This window comes from Bacillus sp. FSL K6-2865 (assembly GCF_040311405.1).
Taxonomy (GTDB): domain Bacteria; phylum Bacillota; class Bacilli; order Bacillales; family Bacillaceae; genus Bacillus; species Bacillus velezensis.
Genome location: NZ_CP152036.1, coordinates 530,774 through 546,960 on the forward strand (window position 1 = coordinate 530,774; position 16,187 = coordinate 546,960).

The window sequence follows — 16,187 nt, forward strand, 5'->3', positions numbered from 1 at the left end:
ATATGGAAACGTTAGCCCTTTTGAAAAAACAAATTGCTGAAGAAACAGCGTTATCCCAAAAACATGTCGAAAGTGTCATCCGCCTGCTGGAAGACGGCAATACCGTCCCGTTTATTGCGCGGTACCGAAAAGAGCAGACCGGCTCAATGGACGAGGTGCAGATTCAGGCAATTTCCGAGCGGTGGCAATACATACAAAACCTGACGCAGCGGAAAGAAGAAGTCATCAGATTGATCTCTGAGCAGGACAAGCTGACGGAAGGGCTGAAGCAAAAAATCGAACAAGCGGTCAAGCTTCAGGAAGTCGAGGATTTATACCGTCCCTTCAAACAAAAACGGAAAACAAAAGCCACCGTCGCCAAAAACAAAGGTCTTGAACCGCTTGCGGACTATATTCTTTCTCTCCCGAAAGAAAACCGCCTTCACGACATCGCTGATCAATATATCAGTGCAGAAAAAGAAGTCGCTTCAAGAGAGGAAGCCATTGAAGGCGCGAAGCACATCATAGCCGAGCAAATCTCGGATGATCCTCATTTCAGAAAGTGGATTCGCCAGGAAACGTATAAAAAAGGAATTCTCACTTCCGCGGCAGGCAAGTCAGCCGCAGATGACGAGAAAAACGTCTATGAAATGTACTACGAGTACGAAGAGCCGATCCAAAAGGTCGTTCCTCACAGAGTACTTGCGATGAATCGCGGTGAAAAAGAAGGCATTTTAAAGATTGCGATCGAACCGCCAGCCGATCAGATAAAAGCTTATTTAGAAAAGCAAATTATCAAACACCGTGAAACGCCTGTGATAGAAACGCTGAAAGAAGCCATTGAGGACAGTTACAAACGTCTGATCCAGCCGGCTATTGAGCGCGATATCCGCAAAGAGCTGTCAGAAAAAGCAGACGCGCAGGCGATTCATATTTTCGCTGAAAACCTGCGTAAGCTCCTGCTGCAGCCGCCGATGAAGGGGAAAGTTGTGCTCGGCGTCGATCCGGCCTTCCGTACGGGGTGCAAACTGGCAGTTGTTGATGAGACGGGAAAAGTGCTGAAAATCGATGTCATTTACCCGCACGCTCCCGTAAAAAAGACAGCGGAAGCCCGGGAAAAAATCAAACAATTGCTGGATCGGTACGAAGTCGAGGTTGTGGCGATCGGAAACGGCACGGCATCACGGGAGACAGAGCAATTCGTCGTTGATGTGCTGAAAGAAACAGAGCGTGACATTTATTATGTCATCGTCAACGAGGCCGGAGCAAGCGTGTATTCCGCGTCAGAAATCGCCCGTGAAGAATTTCCGGATTTTCAGGTCGAAGAGCGCAGCGCCGTCTCCATCGCGCGGAGGTTGCAGGACCCGCTGGCCGAGCTTGTAAAAATTGATCCTAAATCCGTCGGCGTCGGGCAATACCAGCACGATGTCAGCCAAAAGCAATTAAACGAATCTCTCCGTTTTGTCGTAGAGACCGTCGTCAACCAAGTCGGGGTGAATGTCAATACAGCTTCAGCCGCGCTGCTCCAATATGTAGCCGGGTTATCCAAAACCGTTGCCGGCAATATCGTCAAAAAAAGAGATGAACTAGGCAAATTTACAAATCGCAAAGAACTGAAAGAAATTCCGCGTCTCGGCGCAAAAACATATGAACAGTGCATCGGCTTTTTGAGAGTGCCCGGAGGACAGGAACCGCTCGACCGCACCGGGATACACCCGGAAAGCTATAAAGAGACAAAGGCGCTGCTCAAAAAACTGCAGCTCACTGCGGATCAGATCGGAAGCGCGGACGTAAAAGAGAAAATAAGCGTATTGCCGCTGTCTGAAACGGCTGAAGAGCTCGGTATAGGGGAAATTACGCTTGCGGATATTTGCGGGCAGCTGACAAGGCCGGAGCGCGATCCCCGTGACGAAGTGCCGAAGCCTTTGCTGAAAAAAGACGTTCTGCAGCTTGAGGATTTAAAGGAAGGAATGGAATTGCAGGGCACCGTCCGCAACGTTGTAGACTTCGGCGCTTTCGTCGATATCGGCGTCAAGCAGGACGGGCTTGTGCACATTTCAAAACTGAGCAATCAATTCGTCAAACATCCTCTCGACGTCGTATCGGTCGGAGACATCGTCACCGTATGGGTTGAAGGGGTGGACGTGCAAAAAGGCAGAGTGTCGCTGTCTATGGTAAAATAAAAGCACTGCTTACGAGCAGTGTTTTTTTCTGTAGAAATACCAGCACTGATTCAGCAGTTTGATTTGGTAATTGTCCTTTTCTAAAAACGCTTTTTGCATTTGTTTCATCAGCCAATTCGGCATGGCTCATTCCTCCTCAGCTTTTAGTTAGAGGTCGGTTTTAACTCATTGTATGCGAACGGTGAATTGTCCCGTTCAATGTTTTTAAAGCGGGGTGCACTTATGGATAACGAACAACTTCAAAAGCTGACGGAAGACATCTCTGAACAAGATTTCGGAAAGCCGTTCCGTCACAGAGCCTTCTTCAATGACCGGCTGAAAACGACAGGCGGCCGGTACATGCTGTCTTCCCATAACATTGAATTAAACCGAAAATATCTGCTTGAACACGGACGGAGCGAGCTGGTAGGCATCATCAAACACGAGCTGTGCCATTACCATCTTCACCTTGAAGGAAAAGGGTACAAGCACAGAGACAAAGACTTCAGAGAACTGCTTCAGAAAGTCGGAGCGCCGAGATTCTGCAAGCCGCTCCAAACCAAAAAGACACAAAAGAAAACATATATGTATAGATGCGCGGCTTGCGGCCAACAGTATATAAAGAAGCGGGCAATGAATCCGGAAAGATATGCCTGCGGAAAGTGCAGAGGAAAAATCAAAAGAATTTTTTAAAAAGGCTTGACTCATTTTAATGTTCTATGTTAAATTATAAAAGTCGTTGAGAGACAACGACACTTTCTCAAAAAAATAAATGTTGCTTCTTGACACAATATGTCGCATCATTTATAATGAAGAAAGTCTGATTATTCCACAGTAGCTCAGTGGTAGAGCTATCGGCTGTTAACCGATCGGTCGCAGGTTCGAATCCTGCCTGTGGAGCCATATGGAGAAGTACTCAAGTGGCTGAAGAGGCGCCCCTGCTAAGGGTGTAGGTCGCGTAAGCGGCGCGAGGGTTCAAATCCCTCCTTCTCCGCCAGATAAGTTCTCAACCAGACGGCCCGTTGGTCAAGCGGTTAAGACACCGCCCTTTCACGGCGGTAACACGGGTTCGAATCCCGTACGGGTCACCATTTACCTTCGTTGGGCTATAGCCAAGCGGTAAGGCAACGGACTTTGACTCCGTCATGCGTTGGTTCGAATCCAGCTAGCCCAGCCATTTTATTTAAAATTTTTGAATCACTTTTAGAGCGAGCCATTAGCTCAGTTGGTAGAGCATCTGACTTTTAATCAGAGGGTCGAAGGTTCGAGTCCTTCATGGCTCACCACTTGTCACGCGGGTGTGGCGGAATTGGCAGACGCGCTAGACTTAGGATCTAGTGTCTTACGACGTGGGGGTTCGAGTCCCTTCACCCGCACTTTCTTTTCAAAGTGCTGATCATCATCACTAGCTTATATGCTTAGTGGAAAGACAGCTTCATAGCACGCGGTCGTGGCGGAATGGCAGACGCGCTAGGTTGAGGGCCTAGTGGGTGAATAACCCGTGGAGGTTCAAGTCCTCTCGGCCGCATCAATGATACCAAGGATTATAGAGATCCTTGGTATTTTTTTGTGCTTATTTTTAAATGATCTACTGCCCACAAACTGCCCACTTACCTAAAGTAAGTCATCTGCAGTCGACATCGCACAAATATTTTCATCATTATAGGTAGTTACTAATGCCTTAAGCTCCAATTTGCAAAAGCAGAGAAAGTATTGCTAAGCATGGAGGACCTTGTTATATGATCAGCTATTAGAATTTAGACACGAGATAATAGGGTAGGGGCATAAGGGTACTGAAAAGGCTTAATCTTTTTTAAAAGGTTAAGTCTTTTTTTGGCTATAAATGTAATCGGTGCCCAATTAGTTGCCCTGAATTCATGAAAAAGGATAAAATAGGTGTAAATAAGTTGTTATTTTAAAATTAGAATCAAATCCTTATCACAAAAGCAATAATAACTAATCGGCGAAGAAAGGATAACAGTCAAATGAAAACATTAGTTATCGTTATACACCCTAATTTGGAAACGTCTGTTGTCAACAAAACCTGGATGAATCGTTTAAAGCAAGAGAATGACATTACGGTTCATGACCTGTACGGTGAATACCCTAATTTTATCATTGATGTAGAAAAAGAGCAGCAGCTCCTGTTAGATCATGAGCGTATCGTTTTTCAGTTCCCAATGTATTGGTACAGCAGTCCCGCGTTACTCAAACAATGGGAAGATGATGTGTTAACACATGGCTGGGCTTATGGAACTGGAGGTACTAAATTGCATGGAAAAGAACTGCTCTTAGCTATCTCCTTAGGCGCACAGGAATCTGATTATCAAGCAGGCGGAGAATATAATATCACGATCAGCGAGCTTATCAGACCGTTTCAAGTCACTGCTAACTATATAGGAATGCGTTTTCTTCCTGCCTTTACACAATATGGGACACTTCACCTTTCAAAAGAAGATGTTAAGAACAGTGCGGAGAAATTGGTTAACTATCTTAAAGCTGAGCATTGATCCGGTATTCGCGAGGGAAGCTGAAATAAATGATGTGTTGTGAAAATAAGGATTTGTGATAGATGTTAATTAAACTTTATTTCAAAGTTACATCGACTGAATGCAGGAGGGCATAGAGCGAGGACTTAATTATAAAAAAGAGACAAGCTATTCACCTGGTCTCTCACTATTTCAACTTTTTACTGTTAATTAACGCCAAGCTGACGGAGAATATCATGCACATCCACATGAGATCTATGTTCAATAATTTTACCGTCAACAATACGTAACAACATCATAAGAGAGAATTTAACGCTTTTTCCTAAATTCAATTGTCGGTGATTGGCCTGTTTAAATGCATCCATTATTTCATACCCGGTGCTACTTATTTCTGTTGTAGTCTGTATCCTGATTAATAGGTAAAGAAAGTCGAAAAGGTATACGAAATTCTTCATACAAATTAAAGTTTTGAATGAAAGAGCAGGATTACTCCTGCTCTTTTTCTTTCTAATTGGGCTGGATTAAACGCAGACGGTTATTCCTTGGGAAAAACAAAAAAATTTCTTCTATCCATTGACTAGCTTGGCTTTAGCCGGGTTTCTATCACCCTGTTGGGCTTGTCAGATTTTAAAAAGATATGCTACGTTTATAGTGTTTTGTTTCACCTGATTGTGGGGTAATAAAGATAGAATCAGTAAATAATTCTTAGGAACGACCTCAATCTTATAATAAACATATTGGAAGCCGTAATGGAAGAACTAAAATAAAGGTTTAGGATACTTTGGAGAAAATAAAAGTTTGTTTTCGAATGTGACAATATTCACAATAGAGCTGTATGAAGGGGAATCATTTCTCGAAATAGTCTGCAGAAAATACCAACCACAGCCCAAGGGTATATCACTAACCGCTTTGGCTGGTATTATCTGTTGGATGTTTCTCTTTTTGTTGCTTTTTGTATTATTTTTAGTCCAATCGGCAAAAATAAGTTAAGGAAACCAGCGAAAAAACTGAATTTCATCCTTCTTTCCTGGTTTACAATGTTATTTGGCGCTGATATGGATATTAGTCTAGTCTTTTAAGGTACAGTTGAACCAATCATCCACTATGCCGTTAGCTCTCCATCAGGTGAAACAGAAACCCCCAGACTTTTAGAGAAGCATTACGCTATACATTCTGGGACTGCATGCTTGGACCGTTTATACGCTTGTATAATGTGGATTTGATAATTAAGGAGTCGATATTATTAAATGAAGTTTAACAAGAAAAAAATTAACGTTGTAGACATTCAAAAAGCGAAGAAAAGCGTGTTTGCTACAGGGATAGGAAACGCGATGGAATGGTTTGATTTTGCTTTATATTCTTATTTGGCAGTTATTATTAGTAAAAACTTTTTCAGTCCAGTTCAAAACGATGAATTAAAGTTAATATTTACTTTTGCTACATTTGCAATTGCCTTCTTACTTAGACCGGTAGGTGGAATTATTTTTGGTAAAATGGGTGATAAATTTGGTCGGAAAATAGTATTAACAATTACTATTTTAATGATGGCTTTATCTACTTTAATAATTGGTGTGCTTCCTACCTATGAACAGATTGGTGTATGGGCCCCTATATTATTACTCTTAGCTCGTATTCTGCAAGGTTTTTCTGTGGGTGGAGAGTACGCTGGTGCAATGGTATATATCGCAGAATCTTCTCCAGATAATAAGCGTATAAGGTTAGGCAGCGGTTTAGAAATCGGCACATTATCTGGTTATATAGTAGCTTCTGTTTTAGTTACAGTACTTTTCTGGACTTTATCTGATGTTCAAATGAATAGTTGGGGATGGAGAATTCCTTTCTTCTTAAGTATTCCAATAGGATTATTTGGTTTATATTTGAGAAGTCATTTAGATGAATCACCAATTTTTGAAAATGACATCTCTGAAAGCCAAGAACAACAACCAGGTTTATTAGAAGTCATTAAAACATATAAAAAAGATATCTTTTTATGTATCGTATTTGTGGCATTTTTCAATATAACCAATTACCTATTGTTAGGTTATATGCCTTCTTATTTAGATGAGAACCTTGGTATAAGTGATAATATAAGTACACCGGTTACAGCAATTGTATTGATTATTATGGTACCGTTCGCTTTAACTTTTGGTAAATTGGGAGATAAATTAGGAAATAAAAAAGTTATAACAATTGGATTAGTATTAGGAATTGTATTTTCGATTATCTCTTTTCAATTTCTTAATATGGGGAATATAACATTCTTATTTATAGGACTTTTAATGTTAGGGATTGTATTATCTGTATACGAAGGTACTATGCCAGGATCTTTACCTACGTTGTTCCATACTGACATTAGATATCGTACATTATCCTGGACATTCAACTTATCAGTTTCTATTTTTGGTGGAACAACACCTTTAGTTGCTTCTTGGTTAACCCATGTGACAAGAAACAATTTGGCGCCGGGTTTCTATTTATTGGCAGTTAGTTTAATTGGCTTAATAGTTGTGTTAACCTTATTTAAAGATACTTCAGGTAAATCTTTAAAAGGTTCTTACCCAACAGTTGCTTCTAAAGCTGAGTTTCAAGAAGCTGTTGAAAATCCAAAAGATTCACTGTGGTGGAAAATGGAACAAACAGAAAAGGAATGAAAAAAACATCCATTTAATTGACCGGCTACTCGACATACAGACTCAGAATAAGCTGGGATTATCCGAGCAGCAATGACTGCAGCTCTTTTATATTCTGGAGGGCTTACTGCTTTGCAAAAGCAGCGTTGCTATTCTCGATCGTCATTATTTTATTGGTTGTGTCCTAATAATAAAACGTTGACGCAAGAACGAAGAGAAATTAAAAGGTCCGAGCAATACAGCAAAATAAGAAGCAAGAAGCTTTGTTATGCCAGTTCTTCTCCCGAAGGAGAGCTGGCTTTTTATTTTCTTATGGGGTCCAAAGCAGAAAACGAGAACTTGTACGCTAATCACAGTATTTGGTTCTTCTTGTTTTATGGGAGAAGGAAAAAATATCTGTTAAAGGTTTAGGCGAAGAATTATATCTAGACTCCGGAACATTAACTCCAGTTTTAAAACGACTTGAGGAGCGAGGTCTTATTATAAGAGAGCGTTCAAAAGAGGATGAACGAGTGTAATTATTACGTTAACAACTGAAGGGAATGAGTTTAAAGAAAAAGTCACAATGATACCTAATGCAGTATTTGATAAAACCGGTTGTAATGAAGAAGAAATTAAAAGTTATAACAAGGAAATTCGTAATTTACTTAACATGCTGAAAACTGAGCAATAGTTTTATGAATATAGATGGTGGGCCCAGCGGTGAATAACCCGTGAAGGTTCAAGTCCTTTCGGCCGCATCAATGATACCAAGGGTTTTGACACCCTTGGTATTTTTTGTTTAAAAAAATTCATCTGTTACTGTCCACTTACTTATAGTAGGTCGTATGATTTGTCAGTCACCTTCATCCTTCTGCTGACTGCGTGCACGGTAGTAAATATGATAATGATTAATGAAGTGATGAAGCAGGAGAAGAAAGTCAGAAAAGAAATGCGAGCAGATTCAGATGAGTACAAAAGAGATAACGCCATAATTCGTGTATATGATGACGGGAAATATATTCAACTTGCGTTTTATCAGCCAGAAGAAAGTTCTCGTAGGCTGACTGCTTATTCTTATTATGAGAAGCTTAGAGATTCTTATGAGGAAATGGCACATATGCCGGGTGATGGTGATGGCGACCGCCTTGGTCTTTATAAGAAAACACCTGATTATAAAGAGGTTAAAGGCAAGGAAACAAAAACAATGTGCTTGTTCATACCTGATAGGGGAACAATTGTTTTACCGTTAAGTTGTTGTGTGAGAGCCAGTATGTTAAAATGCTACGTAGATTTAATAATAAAGTTTAGATTCTAGGAGATTTATTTATGAAGTTGGATGAATTCACCATCGGGCAGGTTTTTCAAACTAAATCTTTTGAATTAACAAAAGAGAATATAATGAATTTTGCAGAAGTGTATGACCCACAATACATGCATTTAAATGAAGAAAAAGCAAAAATGGGCAGATTTAATGGAATTATTGCTTCTGGAATACAAACGTTATCTATTACTTTTAAGCTTTGGATTGAAGAAGGGTGTCATGAAGACGATATTATTGCTGGGACAGGAATGAATAATATAAAATTCCTAGCACCCGTTTACCCTAATGATAAACTGAACACTATTGTTAAGGTTATTGATAAAAAACCAAATAAAAGCCAGACGGGGATACTTACTGTATTGTTATCTACCTATAATCAGAAAGAGGAAAAAGTGTTTGAAGGTGAGTTATCAGTATTAATGAAACGCTAAATGACCTTTGCGGCATATCATCGTCACCTTTCAATTTTTATAGGTGTCTGGATGAAATAAGCAATCATCTAAATTAATTGAGTGGACTTTGAGTCTGCTCTTTTTTTATTTGTTCAACCTATGTCGAGAAACAAAGGACTCACAATAACGAAAAAATCATCTCGTAAATACGAATTTAAAAATTGCTGCCTTGAGGTTTTTTGCATATTCCTCTGTATCATTGAGCCGGGTGAATATCTATAATGAGCGTTCTATCCTTCGATGTTATGTTTCCTTTTTACTTTTTGGTTTTGTCAGTTCAAAGCTGTACTTTACCATGTCATGGATTTGGTGCTCTGGGAGTCCCTCATCTAAGGTAAGAGTATTCCAATGCTCCTTGTTCATATGGTATCCGGGCTTGATTTCTTCAAAAAGACCACGTAGAAAATCAGCCCTTTCAGGTTCGCATTTAAGGTTGACACATAAGTGTTCGTCGCGAGTGAAGATAAGTGCAAATATTTTCTTATTCCCTTTGTGCCGAATTGCAGTCCAACCATCTCCAAAAGGATGGTCTTCATAAGAGTTTGGAAAGGTTAGGCAGTAATCTTTTATTTCACCATAATTCATTATCAATTCACTCCATACCTCATTATTTTTATATACAGAACATATTCGTTCAAACTAAGATTTGCGGTTTCTTTTATACCAATCCGAGATTTCCTCAAGTCTTTGTTTGAACTTAGCTTCTGAACCTTGAGTTGTTGGATAGTAATACTCACGTCCTATTAAAGAATCTGGCATCGTCTGCATTGTCGTTAATTTTTCCTTTTTATCATGAGCATATTTATATCCCTTACCGTAATCTAAATCTTTCATCAAAAGGAGCAGACTTTATGTCTGCTCTTTTTTTGTTCATGAAAAAGCCATTTTTTTAATCAAAAAATCAATATCAATTCGGGGCTGGATTCAATATGATAAAAGATTTTCTGTGAAATCATTTAACAATTATTGGTCAAATTTTCTTTTTCAATAATATCCTTTACCACATCCTCAATTGTGATATGCCCAAGAGCTTTTTCCAAGGCAGATTGGGCGATTTCAAATATTGGACCAATTGTACTTTGAATGTTCCGGCCTACAGGACATTGAGGATTGGGATTTTCATGTATACTAAACAATTCTTTATCTTGAACAACATTAACTGCTCTATAAACATCAAGTAAGGTGATTTCAGTTAGATCCTTCGCTAATTCAGCCCCTGCAATACCTGGCCGAACATTTACTAAACCTGCTTTTTTCAGCATCCCCATAATTTTTCTTATGAAGGCGGGATTTGTATTTACACTTCCAGCTAAAAATTCAGAAGTGCTAATTCCGTCTTCATTTATTTCAATAAGAGCCAATATATGAATTCCTACAGCAAAACGGCTGCTAATAGACATGATTTCTTCACCATCCTCATTACTTTACACTCTTTATAGTACACTTGTAACTGAATGTATTACAAGTTCTTTTACTCTAATATGCTCAATTAACAAGATGATAAAAGTATTGACAAATAAATAAGGTGTAACTAAACTTATTACATGTAATTGATATGGTTACATTTAAAATTTTGAATGATTAGGAGGACTTTAAATTGAAAATTGGAATCATTGGTGCAACCGGAAAAGCTGGAAGTCTTATCTTGAAAGAAGCGGTAAGCAGGGGACATGAAGTAACTGCAATTGTAAGAGATGCTGCAAAACTTAAAGAGGAAAAGATTGCAATCATTGAAAAAAATATAATTGATCTTACATCGGATGATCTAAAAAAGTTAGATGTAGCAGTTAATGCCTTCGGTGCTCCATTAGGAGAAGAACAGGCACATGTAGATGCTGGCCGGGCATTAATTAGGGCATTAAAAGGAACGGGTACAAGAGCCGTAATTGTAGGTGGAGCAGGGAGTCTTTATGTAGACGAAAATAAAACTGTCAGTGTAATGGATACACCTGATTTCCCGGAGATTTTTATTCCGACAGCTAAAGGGCAAGGTCGTAACTTGCAAGAACTAAAGGAAACTTCTGATATTAACTGGACATTTATCAGTCCTTCAGCGGTATTTGACCCAGACGGGAAAAGAACTGGATTTTATCAGTCAGGAAAAGATCATCTTCTTGTGAATTCGAAAGGTGAAAGTTATATTAGCTATGCAGACTATGCAATTGCAGTATTGGATGAAATTGAAAATCCAAAACATATAAATGAACGCTTTACAGTTGTTGGAGAAGCTGAATAAGTGATTGAGTAGAAACAAAGGGTACCATTAGTGTCATCGCTAATGGTATCTTCCTTCTAAGAATGGACGGAGACATTGAAAACTTTGCAATCAGAGCAGCTGATTATTTTTTGAAAAAGGGGATTTATCACGTTTAGAGCTTTTGTAAACCCACTCGTTTTCGTGAGTGGGCTTTTTTAAAATACACCTATCAACATGATATTTATTATTAAGTACGGTAAGGGTCCGTCAAAACTTCTAAATTACAGAAGTTTATTTTCATGATAGTTTAATCATAATGTCACTTTCGAATAATATCGATTAAACTTGATTGAATAGATCAAGACATAAATAACGATTAGTGCGGCAAATGTGTTTAGAACAATGGTTTTATAACAGAAAACACAGTTTCACTTTATTGAGGGCCCAGCGGGTGAATAACCCGTGGAGGTTCAAGTCCTCTCGGCCGCATCCTAATGATACCAAAGGTTTTGACACCTTTGGTATTTTTTTGTTGTAAGTGCATTTGGCAATTAAAAAAGTGCTGACCTCTGCACAAAATCTTTGCGCGAGTCTGCACTTTTATTATGCAAGATACACTGCCCATTATCATCGATTATGGGAGTAGTTTATTTAATCCGTTCTTAGCCGAGCTGATACCTGGCTTTTAGAAGTTTTTTTTAAGTGGGTAAAACCAACAAATTTTTTGCCTTCTTCATCCCATAGGCGGAACTTTAACGACTTAATACTTGTTGCCAGTGTGATGGTCGGAACGTTTTGCAATGGTTCAGTGTTGTTATGCACGATTTCAAGCTTATAGTTTGGGACTCTTGGGCTTAAATGATGAACATGATGGAAACCGATATTGCCTGTTAACCATTGCATGACTTTTGGAAGCTTATAAAAAGAGCTTCCTTCAACGGCTGCTTTTACATATTCCCAATGCTCATCTTCTTCGAAATATGAATCCTCAAACGTATGCTGAATATAAAACATCCAAATTCCGAGGGATCCCGATATCATAAAAATTGGTGTCTGGACCAGCAGAAAGTTTTGCCAGCCGATAGCCCAACATAAAAGTGCTGCCAAAGCGACGATCCCCAGGTTCGTTACATATGTATTCATCCGTTCTGTGCGTTTTGCCCCTTTACGATTAAAACGATTGGTAATCCCGAAGACGTAAATCGGTCCGATAATAAACATAACAAACGGATTTCTGTACAAACGGTACATTATTTTTGTCTTAGTTGAGGCTTCCTTATATTCCTCAACAGTCAGTACCCAAATATCGCCCGTACCGCGTTTGTCCAGGTTGCTGCTTGTCGCATGATGGACAGAATGATCGTGTGCCCAATGATCAAACGGATGCAGAGTCAGAATTCCTGTTATTGTTCCAAGGATTCGATTCGCCTTTCTGTTCTTAAAAAAGGAATAGTGGCAGCAATCATGAAAGATGATGAAGGTTCTTACTAAAAAACCTGCTGCAACGACAGAAATGGCTAATGTAAGGAAATAAGAAATGGACAAGCTCTTATATGCCAAATACCATAGCAGGAAAAATGGTACCAATGTGTTAATGATTTGACATATACTTTTTTGTAAATCGGACTTTTCATAAGGTGTAACCAGTTTTCTCAAAGTCCTTAGGTTTTGTTCATTCATTTTTTAAAGATTTCCCCTTCCCTGATGTTCTTCTAAGTATCGAAAACGTTTGTCTTTGAAGTCACAGCGTCATACACCATAGATGATAAGTATCTTTCCCATCCGCCTGTGAAATTATTGGAAATGAGATACTTTTTTCCAGACTGATTAAATCTTTATTAGCAGAACCAGCCGGAATACAAAAGGTGTATGAAGATTATACCCGGCTCTTTATCGGGCCAAACTCTCTCCATGCTCCCCAATGTGAATCGGTTTATTTAGACCGTAAACTTTGATTGTTTGAGGAACAAACATGACAAGTTAATACCGTTAAAATAGAGGTATACCTGAGTGATCGTTTGGAAACATCTGCAGAAACAAAGCTATACCAGTGAACAGCCAAGAATATCTTGTACTTGAACAAGAAACAGCTGAGCTTTTTAAAGAAATCTTTAACAATCAATATGAAGTACTGGGTTTGAAGACACTCGTGATCCATTTTCACGGTGTTTTCACACCATAGTTATTAATAAGCATCTTATTTTGCACTGGTATCGACAGGTTTAACAAATAAAACATGAATGAACATATTATTAATTTGCAGTTATTTCCGTTTCGTGCTATGATAAAGGAGAATTATTTTTGTTCGTGTAAAGGATAGTATGAATATCGACTTTTCGTCTTGATGATACTTTGGGCAAGGATAGTAATACAATGTGTAACACACTAGGAGGCAACAAAAATGGAACAAGGTACAGTTAAATGGTTTAATGCAGAAAAAGGTTTTGGATTTATCGAACGTGAAAATGGAGACGATGTATTCGTACACTTTTCTGCAATCCAAAGTGACGGATTCAAATCTTTAGACGAAGGTCAAAAAGTAACGTTTGACGTTGAGCAAGGTGCTCGTGGAGCTCAAGCTGCTAACGTTCAAAAAACTGCTTAATCTTCAATCGTTTATACAAACAGGCTCTTTATATAGGGCCTGTTTTTTTATGTTCTCTGTATCATACTGAATAAAAAAACCCTACTCAACGTTCGAGTAGGGACAGTTGCTACAAGGTAAGAAAAAGGTTTAAAACCTCAAAGGATTGTTTACAGTATAACATACCGGATTGACGATATGTGGAATATATATAAATGATTTGTTTTTATGTTCTCAATATAACTGTATGTTATTCTTTGTTACATTTCGCATATCTCTTTTATGAAAAGAAGATAAACAACTGCTATTCACTGTGGGAGCAGATGTAAGAAATTCTTAAAGATAAAGAGGAGAGTGGTTGTTTTTTCTTCTGGAAATAATCACTTAGACCTAAAACAATGAAAGCCCTGCCTCTCTTCCATCCTTACGGCTCCATGTCCGTGCCAGTGTGAATCAGGATTACAAAAATCAAGTGACTATTTCATCGAGAATTCAAATGTTCGTTGAAGAAAAAAATAAAACAGATTAGATTGTAGGAATAATAAAAGAGGTTAATGTTCTAAAAGTAAGTTGAAGAAGTTAAGCGTCTTTGAAATATTTTAATCGTAATATTCCGAAAACTCGCGGGTGCTTTTTGGAATGCAAAACATTATTTAAAATTAACCTTAGCAGAAACTTTTTATTTGTTTTTCAGTGATTCCTTTAATGACTTCCAGTTCACTAATCAAAAATTCATAGGCATTATCCAACATTTTTTTTTCGCTTGAATTAAGTGCTTTTTCTTTCTTCATTCGCATTAAATCACGTACAACTTCAACGCCTTCTTGTATTTCACCCGTTTTTATTTTGTTCGTGTTTACTACATACCTTTGCTTCCATGGCAGTAACCTATCTGATTCTCCATGCTGAAAAATGTGTAAAATGTGTTTTAATGCACGTATATCAGTAACTGGCCGTATATTTGAACTCAATATTTTACGCGTTGGAATCATAACTGTCATATTACTGATTGACATTCTTATGACATAATACTGTTGTTTTTCCTCTAAGAATTGTTTTTCTTCTATGGCTTCAATTGTACCTGCTCCGTGCATTGGATAAACAATGTTATCGCCAATTTGAAACATATAATCCACCTCCATATATGGGAACTTAACTTAAGGTTACCATATATGGAGTGAGATATCAAATTTTTAATGATAACATGGTCATTTATTGGTGTCAATAACTTTTTTAAAAAAACAAGAGGGAACCTGTCGGGGTCCTAAAAAAGGAAAGATCAATTGGTCCGTGTATATCTTTGAATCTCGACTAATTAACAGAAATCAGTTTTTCGTTGAAAATGAGTTATTAAATCTCCTTTAGGAGTTCATGACTTGACATCAATGACACTTTACTAATCTATATGGGCACAATTTAATCACCGATTTTTAACCATAATTCATGAAAACATATAGAAGTGATGAAAGTGGAGGATAGAGAGTGTAATGAAAACAAGCTTTCATAACCTTAATGTATCTGCCATTCTTCTGCGTGCGGCGGAATTAGATATGATAATTCGATTAATGAAATGATAAAATAGGAGAAGACAGCCAAAAAGAAATGAGAGCAGATTCAGATGAGAAACACAAGAATAACTCATCGTGATCGTATTCGTACACATTTTTACAGAGGAGGACAATTATGATTGGAATACTGGCAGGAATGGGGCCAAAATCTACTGGGCCATTTGTAGATAAGGTAGTAGACGAGTGCCAAAAAATATATGGAGCAATACATGACATGGATTTTCCTCATATGATGATTTATTCCTGTCCGACTCCTTTCTATATGAATAAACCTCTCAATCATACGGACATGGAAAAGGCAATTATTGAGGGGGCTGTAAAGCTTGAAAAAACGGGTGTTGATTTTATTGCAATCCCATGTAATACCGCACATATCTATTTTAACCAAATAAAAAAATCGATTTCAGTCCCTTTACTAAACATGATTGATGAAACCATAAAAAAATACCTAAAGGCTCCAAAAAAGCAGCTCTTTTAGCCACTGTTCCTACGGTTCAATCTGGAATATTTCAAGAAGCGTTAAACAGAGAAGGTTATGATTTTTTACATCAAGATAGTTGGCAAATCTATGTCGATCACATAATAGAAAAGATTAAACAAGGTCAAATCAATGAGGCTCGTACATTATATGATGAATTACACCGTGACTTAGCAGAAAAGGTTGATACGGTTATCATTGCATGTACGGATTTAAATATGGTCACGGATCAAAAAAGCAGCGAACTTACCTTTGTTGATTCATCAGCTTGTCTCGCTCAAGCCATTGTAAATAAGTATGTATTATTAACAAAATAAGCCGTCTGATTTATCAGCAAATTCAGGG

The 16,187-nt window shown here is 38.3% G+C and carries 16 protein-coding genes, 7 tRNA genes and 3 pseudogenes; 19 read left to right on the top strand and 7 right to left on the bottom strand.

Annotated features, from left to right (window positions below; all coding sequences use genetic code 11):
- The first annotated feature begins 2 nt into the window (after nt 1-2).
- Nucleotides 3-2,162 (top strand): Tex family protein, encoded by a 2,160-nt coding sequence (locus NYE42_RS02570; protein WP_352426738.1) that lies wholly within the window; start codon nt 3-5, stop codon nt 2,160-2,162.
- A 9-nt stretch (nt 2,163-2,171) separates the two neighbouring features.
- Here NYE42_RS02570 and cmpA read toward each other — a convergent pair whose 3' ends face one another.
- On the bottom strand, nt 2,172-2,285 hold the full coding sequence (cmpA, locus tag NYE42_RS02575) for a cortex morphogenetic protein CmpA (protein ID WP_003156164.1): 114 nt from the start codon (nt 2,283-2,285) through the stop codon (nt 2,172-2,174).
- A gap of 99 nt (nt 2,286-2,384) precedes the next feature.
- Between cmpA and NYE42_RS02580 the strand changes: the two genes are divergently transcribed.
- The 9 genes from NYE42_RS02580 (at nt 2,385) to NYE42_RS02620 (ending at nt 4,651) form a co-directional block, all read left to right on the top strand.
- Nucleotides 2,385-2,834 (top strand): SprT family protein, encoded by a 450-nt coding sequence (locus NYE42_RS02580; protein ID WP_061861178.1) that lies wholly within the window; start codon nt 2,385-2,387, stop codon nt 2,832-2,834.
- Nucleotides 2,835-2,969: 135 nt separating this feature from the next.
- Nucleotides 2,970-3,044 (top strand) — tRNA-Asn (locus NYE42_RS02585).
- Between the two features lie 3 nt (nt 3,045-3,047).
- Nucleotides 3,048-3,138: transfer RNA gene (locus NYE42_RS02590), tRNA-Ser, on the top strand.
- A gap of 19 nt (nt 3,139-3,157) precedes the next feature.
- Nucleotides 3,158-3,232 (top strand) — tRNA-Glu (locus NYE42_RS02595).
- An 11-nt stretch (nt 3,233-3,243) separates the two neighbouring features.
- Nucleotides 3,244-3,318, top strand: a tRNA-Gln gene (locus NYE42_RS02600).
- A 33-nt stretch (nt 3,319-3,351) separates the two neighbouring features.
- Nucleotides 3,352-3,427 (top strand) — tRNA-Lys (locus NYE42_RS02605).
- An 8-nt stretch (nt 3,428-3,435) separates the two neighbouring features.
- Nucleotides 3,436-3,517 (top strand) — tRNA-Leu (locus NYE42_RS02610).
- Between the two features lie 68 nt (nt 3,518-3,585).
- Nucleotides 3,586-3,669: transfer RNA gene (locus NYE42_RS02615), tRNA-Leu, on the top strand.
- A gap of 457 nt (nt 3,670-4,126) precedes the next feature.
- On the top strand, nt 4,127-4,651 hold the full coding sequence (locus tag NYE42_RS02620; RefSeq protein ID WP_015416878.1) for an NAD(P)H-dependent oxidoreductase: 525 nt from the start codon (nt 4,127-4,129) through the stop codon (nt 4,649-4,651).
- Nucleotides 4,652-4,836: 185 nt separating this feature from the next.
- On the opposite strand, the gene NYE42_RS02625 is transcribed toward NYE42_RS02620, so the two are convergent.
- Nucleotides 4,837-4,995, bottom strand: a complete 159-nt coding sequence (locus NYE42_RS02625; protein WP_076982829.1) for an ester cyclase — start codon at nt 4,993-4,995, stop codon at nt 4,837-4,839.
- 453 nt (nt 4,996-5,448) lie between these two features.
- Between NYE42_RS02625 and NYE42_RS02630 the strand changes: the two are divergent.
- The 5 genes and pseudogenes from NYE42_RS02630 to NYE42_RS02650 all read left to right on the top strand — a co-directional run.
- Nucleotides 5,449-5,839: pseudogene (locus NYE42_RS02630) on the top strand (BCCT family transporter); the annotation flags it as partial.
- A 38-nt stretch (nt 5,840-5,877) separates the two neighbouring features.
- A complete protein-coding gene (locus NYE42_RS02635; RefSeq protein WP_007409580.1) occupies nt 5,878-7,281 on the top strand; it encodes an MFS transporter in 1,404 nt (467 codons plus the stop codon).
- 332 nt (nt 7,282-7,613) lie between these two features.
- Nucleotides 7,614-7,933, top strand: a pseudogene (locus NYE42_RS02640) (MarR family transcriptional regulator); the annotation flags it as partial.
- A 159-nt stretch (nt 7,934-8,092) separates the two neighbouring features.
- Nucleotides 8,093-8,557 carry a cystatin-like fold lipoprotein gene (locus NYE42_RS02645; protein WP_352426739.1) on the top strand — a complete coding sequence of 155 codons (465 nt, stop codon included), beginning with the start codon at nt 8,093-8,095 and terminating at the stop codon, nt 8,555-8,557.
- An 11-nt stretch (nt 8,558-8,568) separates the two neighbouring features.
- Nucleotides 8,569-8,994 carry a MaoC family dehydratase gene (locus tag NYE42_RS02650; protein WP_040238524.1) on the top strand — a complete coding sequence of 142 codons (426 nt, stop codon included), beginning with the start codon at nt 8,569-8,571 and terminating at the stop codon, nt 8,992-8,994.
- Between the two features lie 264 nt (nt 8,995-9,258).
- Here NYE42_RS02650 and NYE42_RS02655 read toward each other — a convergent pair whose 3' ends face one another.
- The 3 genes from NYE42_RS02655 to NYE42_RS02665 all read right to left on the bottom strand — a co-directional run bounded on the left by NYE42_RS02655 (nt 9,259) and on the right by NYE42_RS02665 (nt 10,415).
- Nucleotides 9,259-9,600: an MmcQ/YjbR family DNA-binding protein gene (locus NYE42_RS02655; protein WP_032870349.1), complete on the bottom strand. Its 342-nt coding sequence runs from the start codon at nt 9,598-9,600 to the stop codon at nt 9,259-9,261.
- A gap of 54 nt (nt 9,601-9,654) precedes the next feature.
- A complete protein-coding gene (locus NYE42_RS02660) occupies nt 9,655-9,849 on the bottom strand; it encodes a recombination factor protein RarA (RefSeq protein WP_007409575.1) in 195 nt (64 codons plus the stop codon).
- A 122-nt stretch (nt 9,850-9,971) separates the two neighbouring features.
- Nucleotides 9,972-10,415 carry an Rrf2 family transcriptional regulator gene (locus NYE42_RS02665; RefSeq protein WP_040238522.1) on the bottom strand — a complete coding sequence of 148 codons (444 nt, stop codon included), beginning with the start codon at nt 10,413-10,415 and terminating at the stop codon, nt 9,972-9,974.
- 197 nt (nt 10,416-10,612) lie between these two features.
- Between NYE42_RS02665 and NYE42_RS02670 the strand changes: the two genes are divergently transcribed.
- Nucleotides 10,613-11,251: an NAD(P)-dependent oxidoreductase gene (locus NYE42_RS02670; protein WP_032870355.1), complete on the top strand. Its 639-nt coding sequence runs from the start codon at nt 10,613-10,615 to the stop codon at nt 11,249-11,251.
- Between the two features lie 612 nt (nt 11,252-11,863).
- Here NYE42_RS02670 and NYE42_RS02675 read toward each other — a convergent pair.
- Nucleotides 11,864-12,892, bottom strand: a complete 1,029-nt coding sequence (locus NYE42_RS02675) for a fatty acid desaturase (RefSeq protein WP_136803580.1) — start codon at nt 12,890-12,892, stop codon at nt 11,864-11,866.
- A gap of 146 nt (nt 12,893-13,038) precedes the next feature.
- Here NYE42_RS02675 and NYE42_RS02680 point away from each other — a divergent pair, with 146 nt between their 5' ends.
- Both NYE42_RS02680 and cspC read left to right on the top strand, forming a co-directional pair.
- Nucleotides 13,039-13,167 (top strand): molecular chaperone TorD family protein, encoded by a 129-nt coding sequence (locus NYE42_RS02680; protein WP_223255339.1) that lies wholly within the window; start codon nt 13,039-13,041, stop codon nt 13,165-13,167.
- Nucleotides 13,168-13,613: 446 nt separating this feature from the next.
- On the top strand, nt 13,614-13,817 hold the full coding sequence (gene cspC, locus NYE42_RS02685) for a cold shock protein CspC (protein WP_003156143.1): 204 nt from the start codon (nt 13,614-13,616) through the stop codon (nt 13,815-13,817).
- A gap of 644 nt (nt 13,818-14,461) precedes the next feature.
- On the opposite strand, the gene NYE42_RS02690 is transcribed toward cspC, so the two are convergent.
- On the bottom strand, nt 14,462-14,923 hold the full coding sequence (locus NYE42_RS02690; protein ID WP_032870361.1) for a CarD family transcriptional regulator: 462 nt from the start codon (nt 14,921-14,923) through the stop codon (nt 14,462-14,464).
- A gap of 556 nt (nt 14,924-15,479) precedes the next feature.
- On the opposite strand from NYE42_RS02690, the pseudogene NYE42_RS02695 reads away from it, so the two are divergent.
- Nucleotides 15,480-16,159, top strand: a pseudogene (locus NYE42_RS02695) (amino acid racemase).
- The last annotated feature ends 28 nt before the right edge of the window (nt 16,160-16,187 follow it).

Bases quoted from the DNA above. Each gene is read 5' to 3' on its own strand.
- NYE42_RS02635 (WP_007409580.1), top strand. From the start codon at position 5,878: ATGAAGTTTAACAAGAAAAAAATTAACGTTGTAGACATTCAAAAAGCG.
- NYE42_RS02620 (WP_015416878.1), top strand. From the start codon at position 4,127: ATGAAAACATTAGTTATCGTTATACACCCTAATTTGGAAACGTCTGTT.
- cmpA (WP_003156164.1), bottom strand. From the start codon at position 2,285: ATGCCGAATTGGCTGATGAAACAAATGCAAAAAGCGTTTTTAGAAAAG.
- NYE42_RS02660 (WP_007409575.1), bottom strand. From the start codon at position 9,849: ATGAAAGATTTAGATTACGGTAAGGGATATAAATATGCTCATGATAAA.
- NYE42_RS02580 (WP_061861178.1), top strand. From the start codon at position 2,385: ATGGATAACGAACAACTTCAAAAGCTGACGGAAGACATCTCTGAACAA.
- cspC (WP_003156143.1), top strand. From the start codon at position 13,614: ATGGAACAAGGTACAGTTAAATGGTTTAATGCAGAAAAAGGTTTTGGA.
- NYE42_RS02675 (WP_136803580.1), bottom strand. From the start codon at position 12,892: ATGAATGAACAAAACCTAAGGACTTTGAGAAAACTGGTTACACCTTAT.
- NYE42_RS02570 (WP_352426738.1), top strand. From the start codon at position 3: ATGGAAACGTTAGCCCTTTTGAAAAAACAAATTGCTGAAGAAACAGCG.
- NYE42_RS02665 (WP_040238522.1), bottom strand. From the start codon at position 10,415: ATGTCTATTAGCAGCCGTTTTGCTGTAGGAATTCATATATTGGCTCTT.
- NYE42_RS02625 (WP_076982829.1), bottom strand. From the start codon at position 4,995: ATGGATGCATTTAAACAGGCCAATCACCGACAATTGAATTTAGGAAAA.
- NYE42_RS02655 (WP_032870349.1), bottom strand. From the start codon at position 9,600: ATGAATTATGGTGAAATAAAAGATTACTGCCTAACCTTTCCAAACTCT.
- NYE42_RS02690 (WP_032870361.1), bottom strand. From the start codon at position 14,923: ATGTTTCAAATTGGCGATAACATTGTTTATCCAATGCACGGAGCAGGT.
- NYE42_RS02650 (WP_040238524.1), top strand. From the start codon at position 8,569: ATGAAGTTGGATGAATTCACCATCGGGCAGGTTTTTCAAACTAAATCT.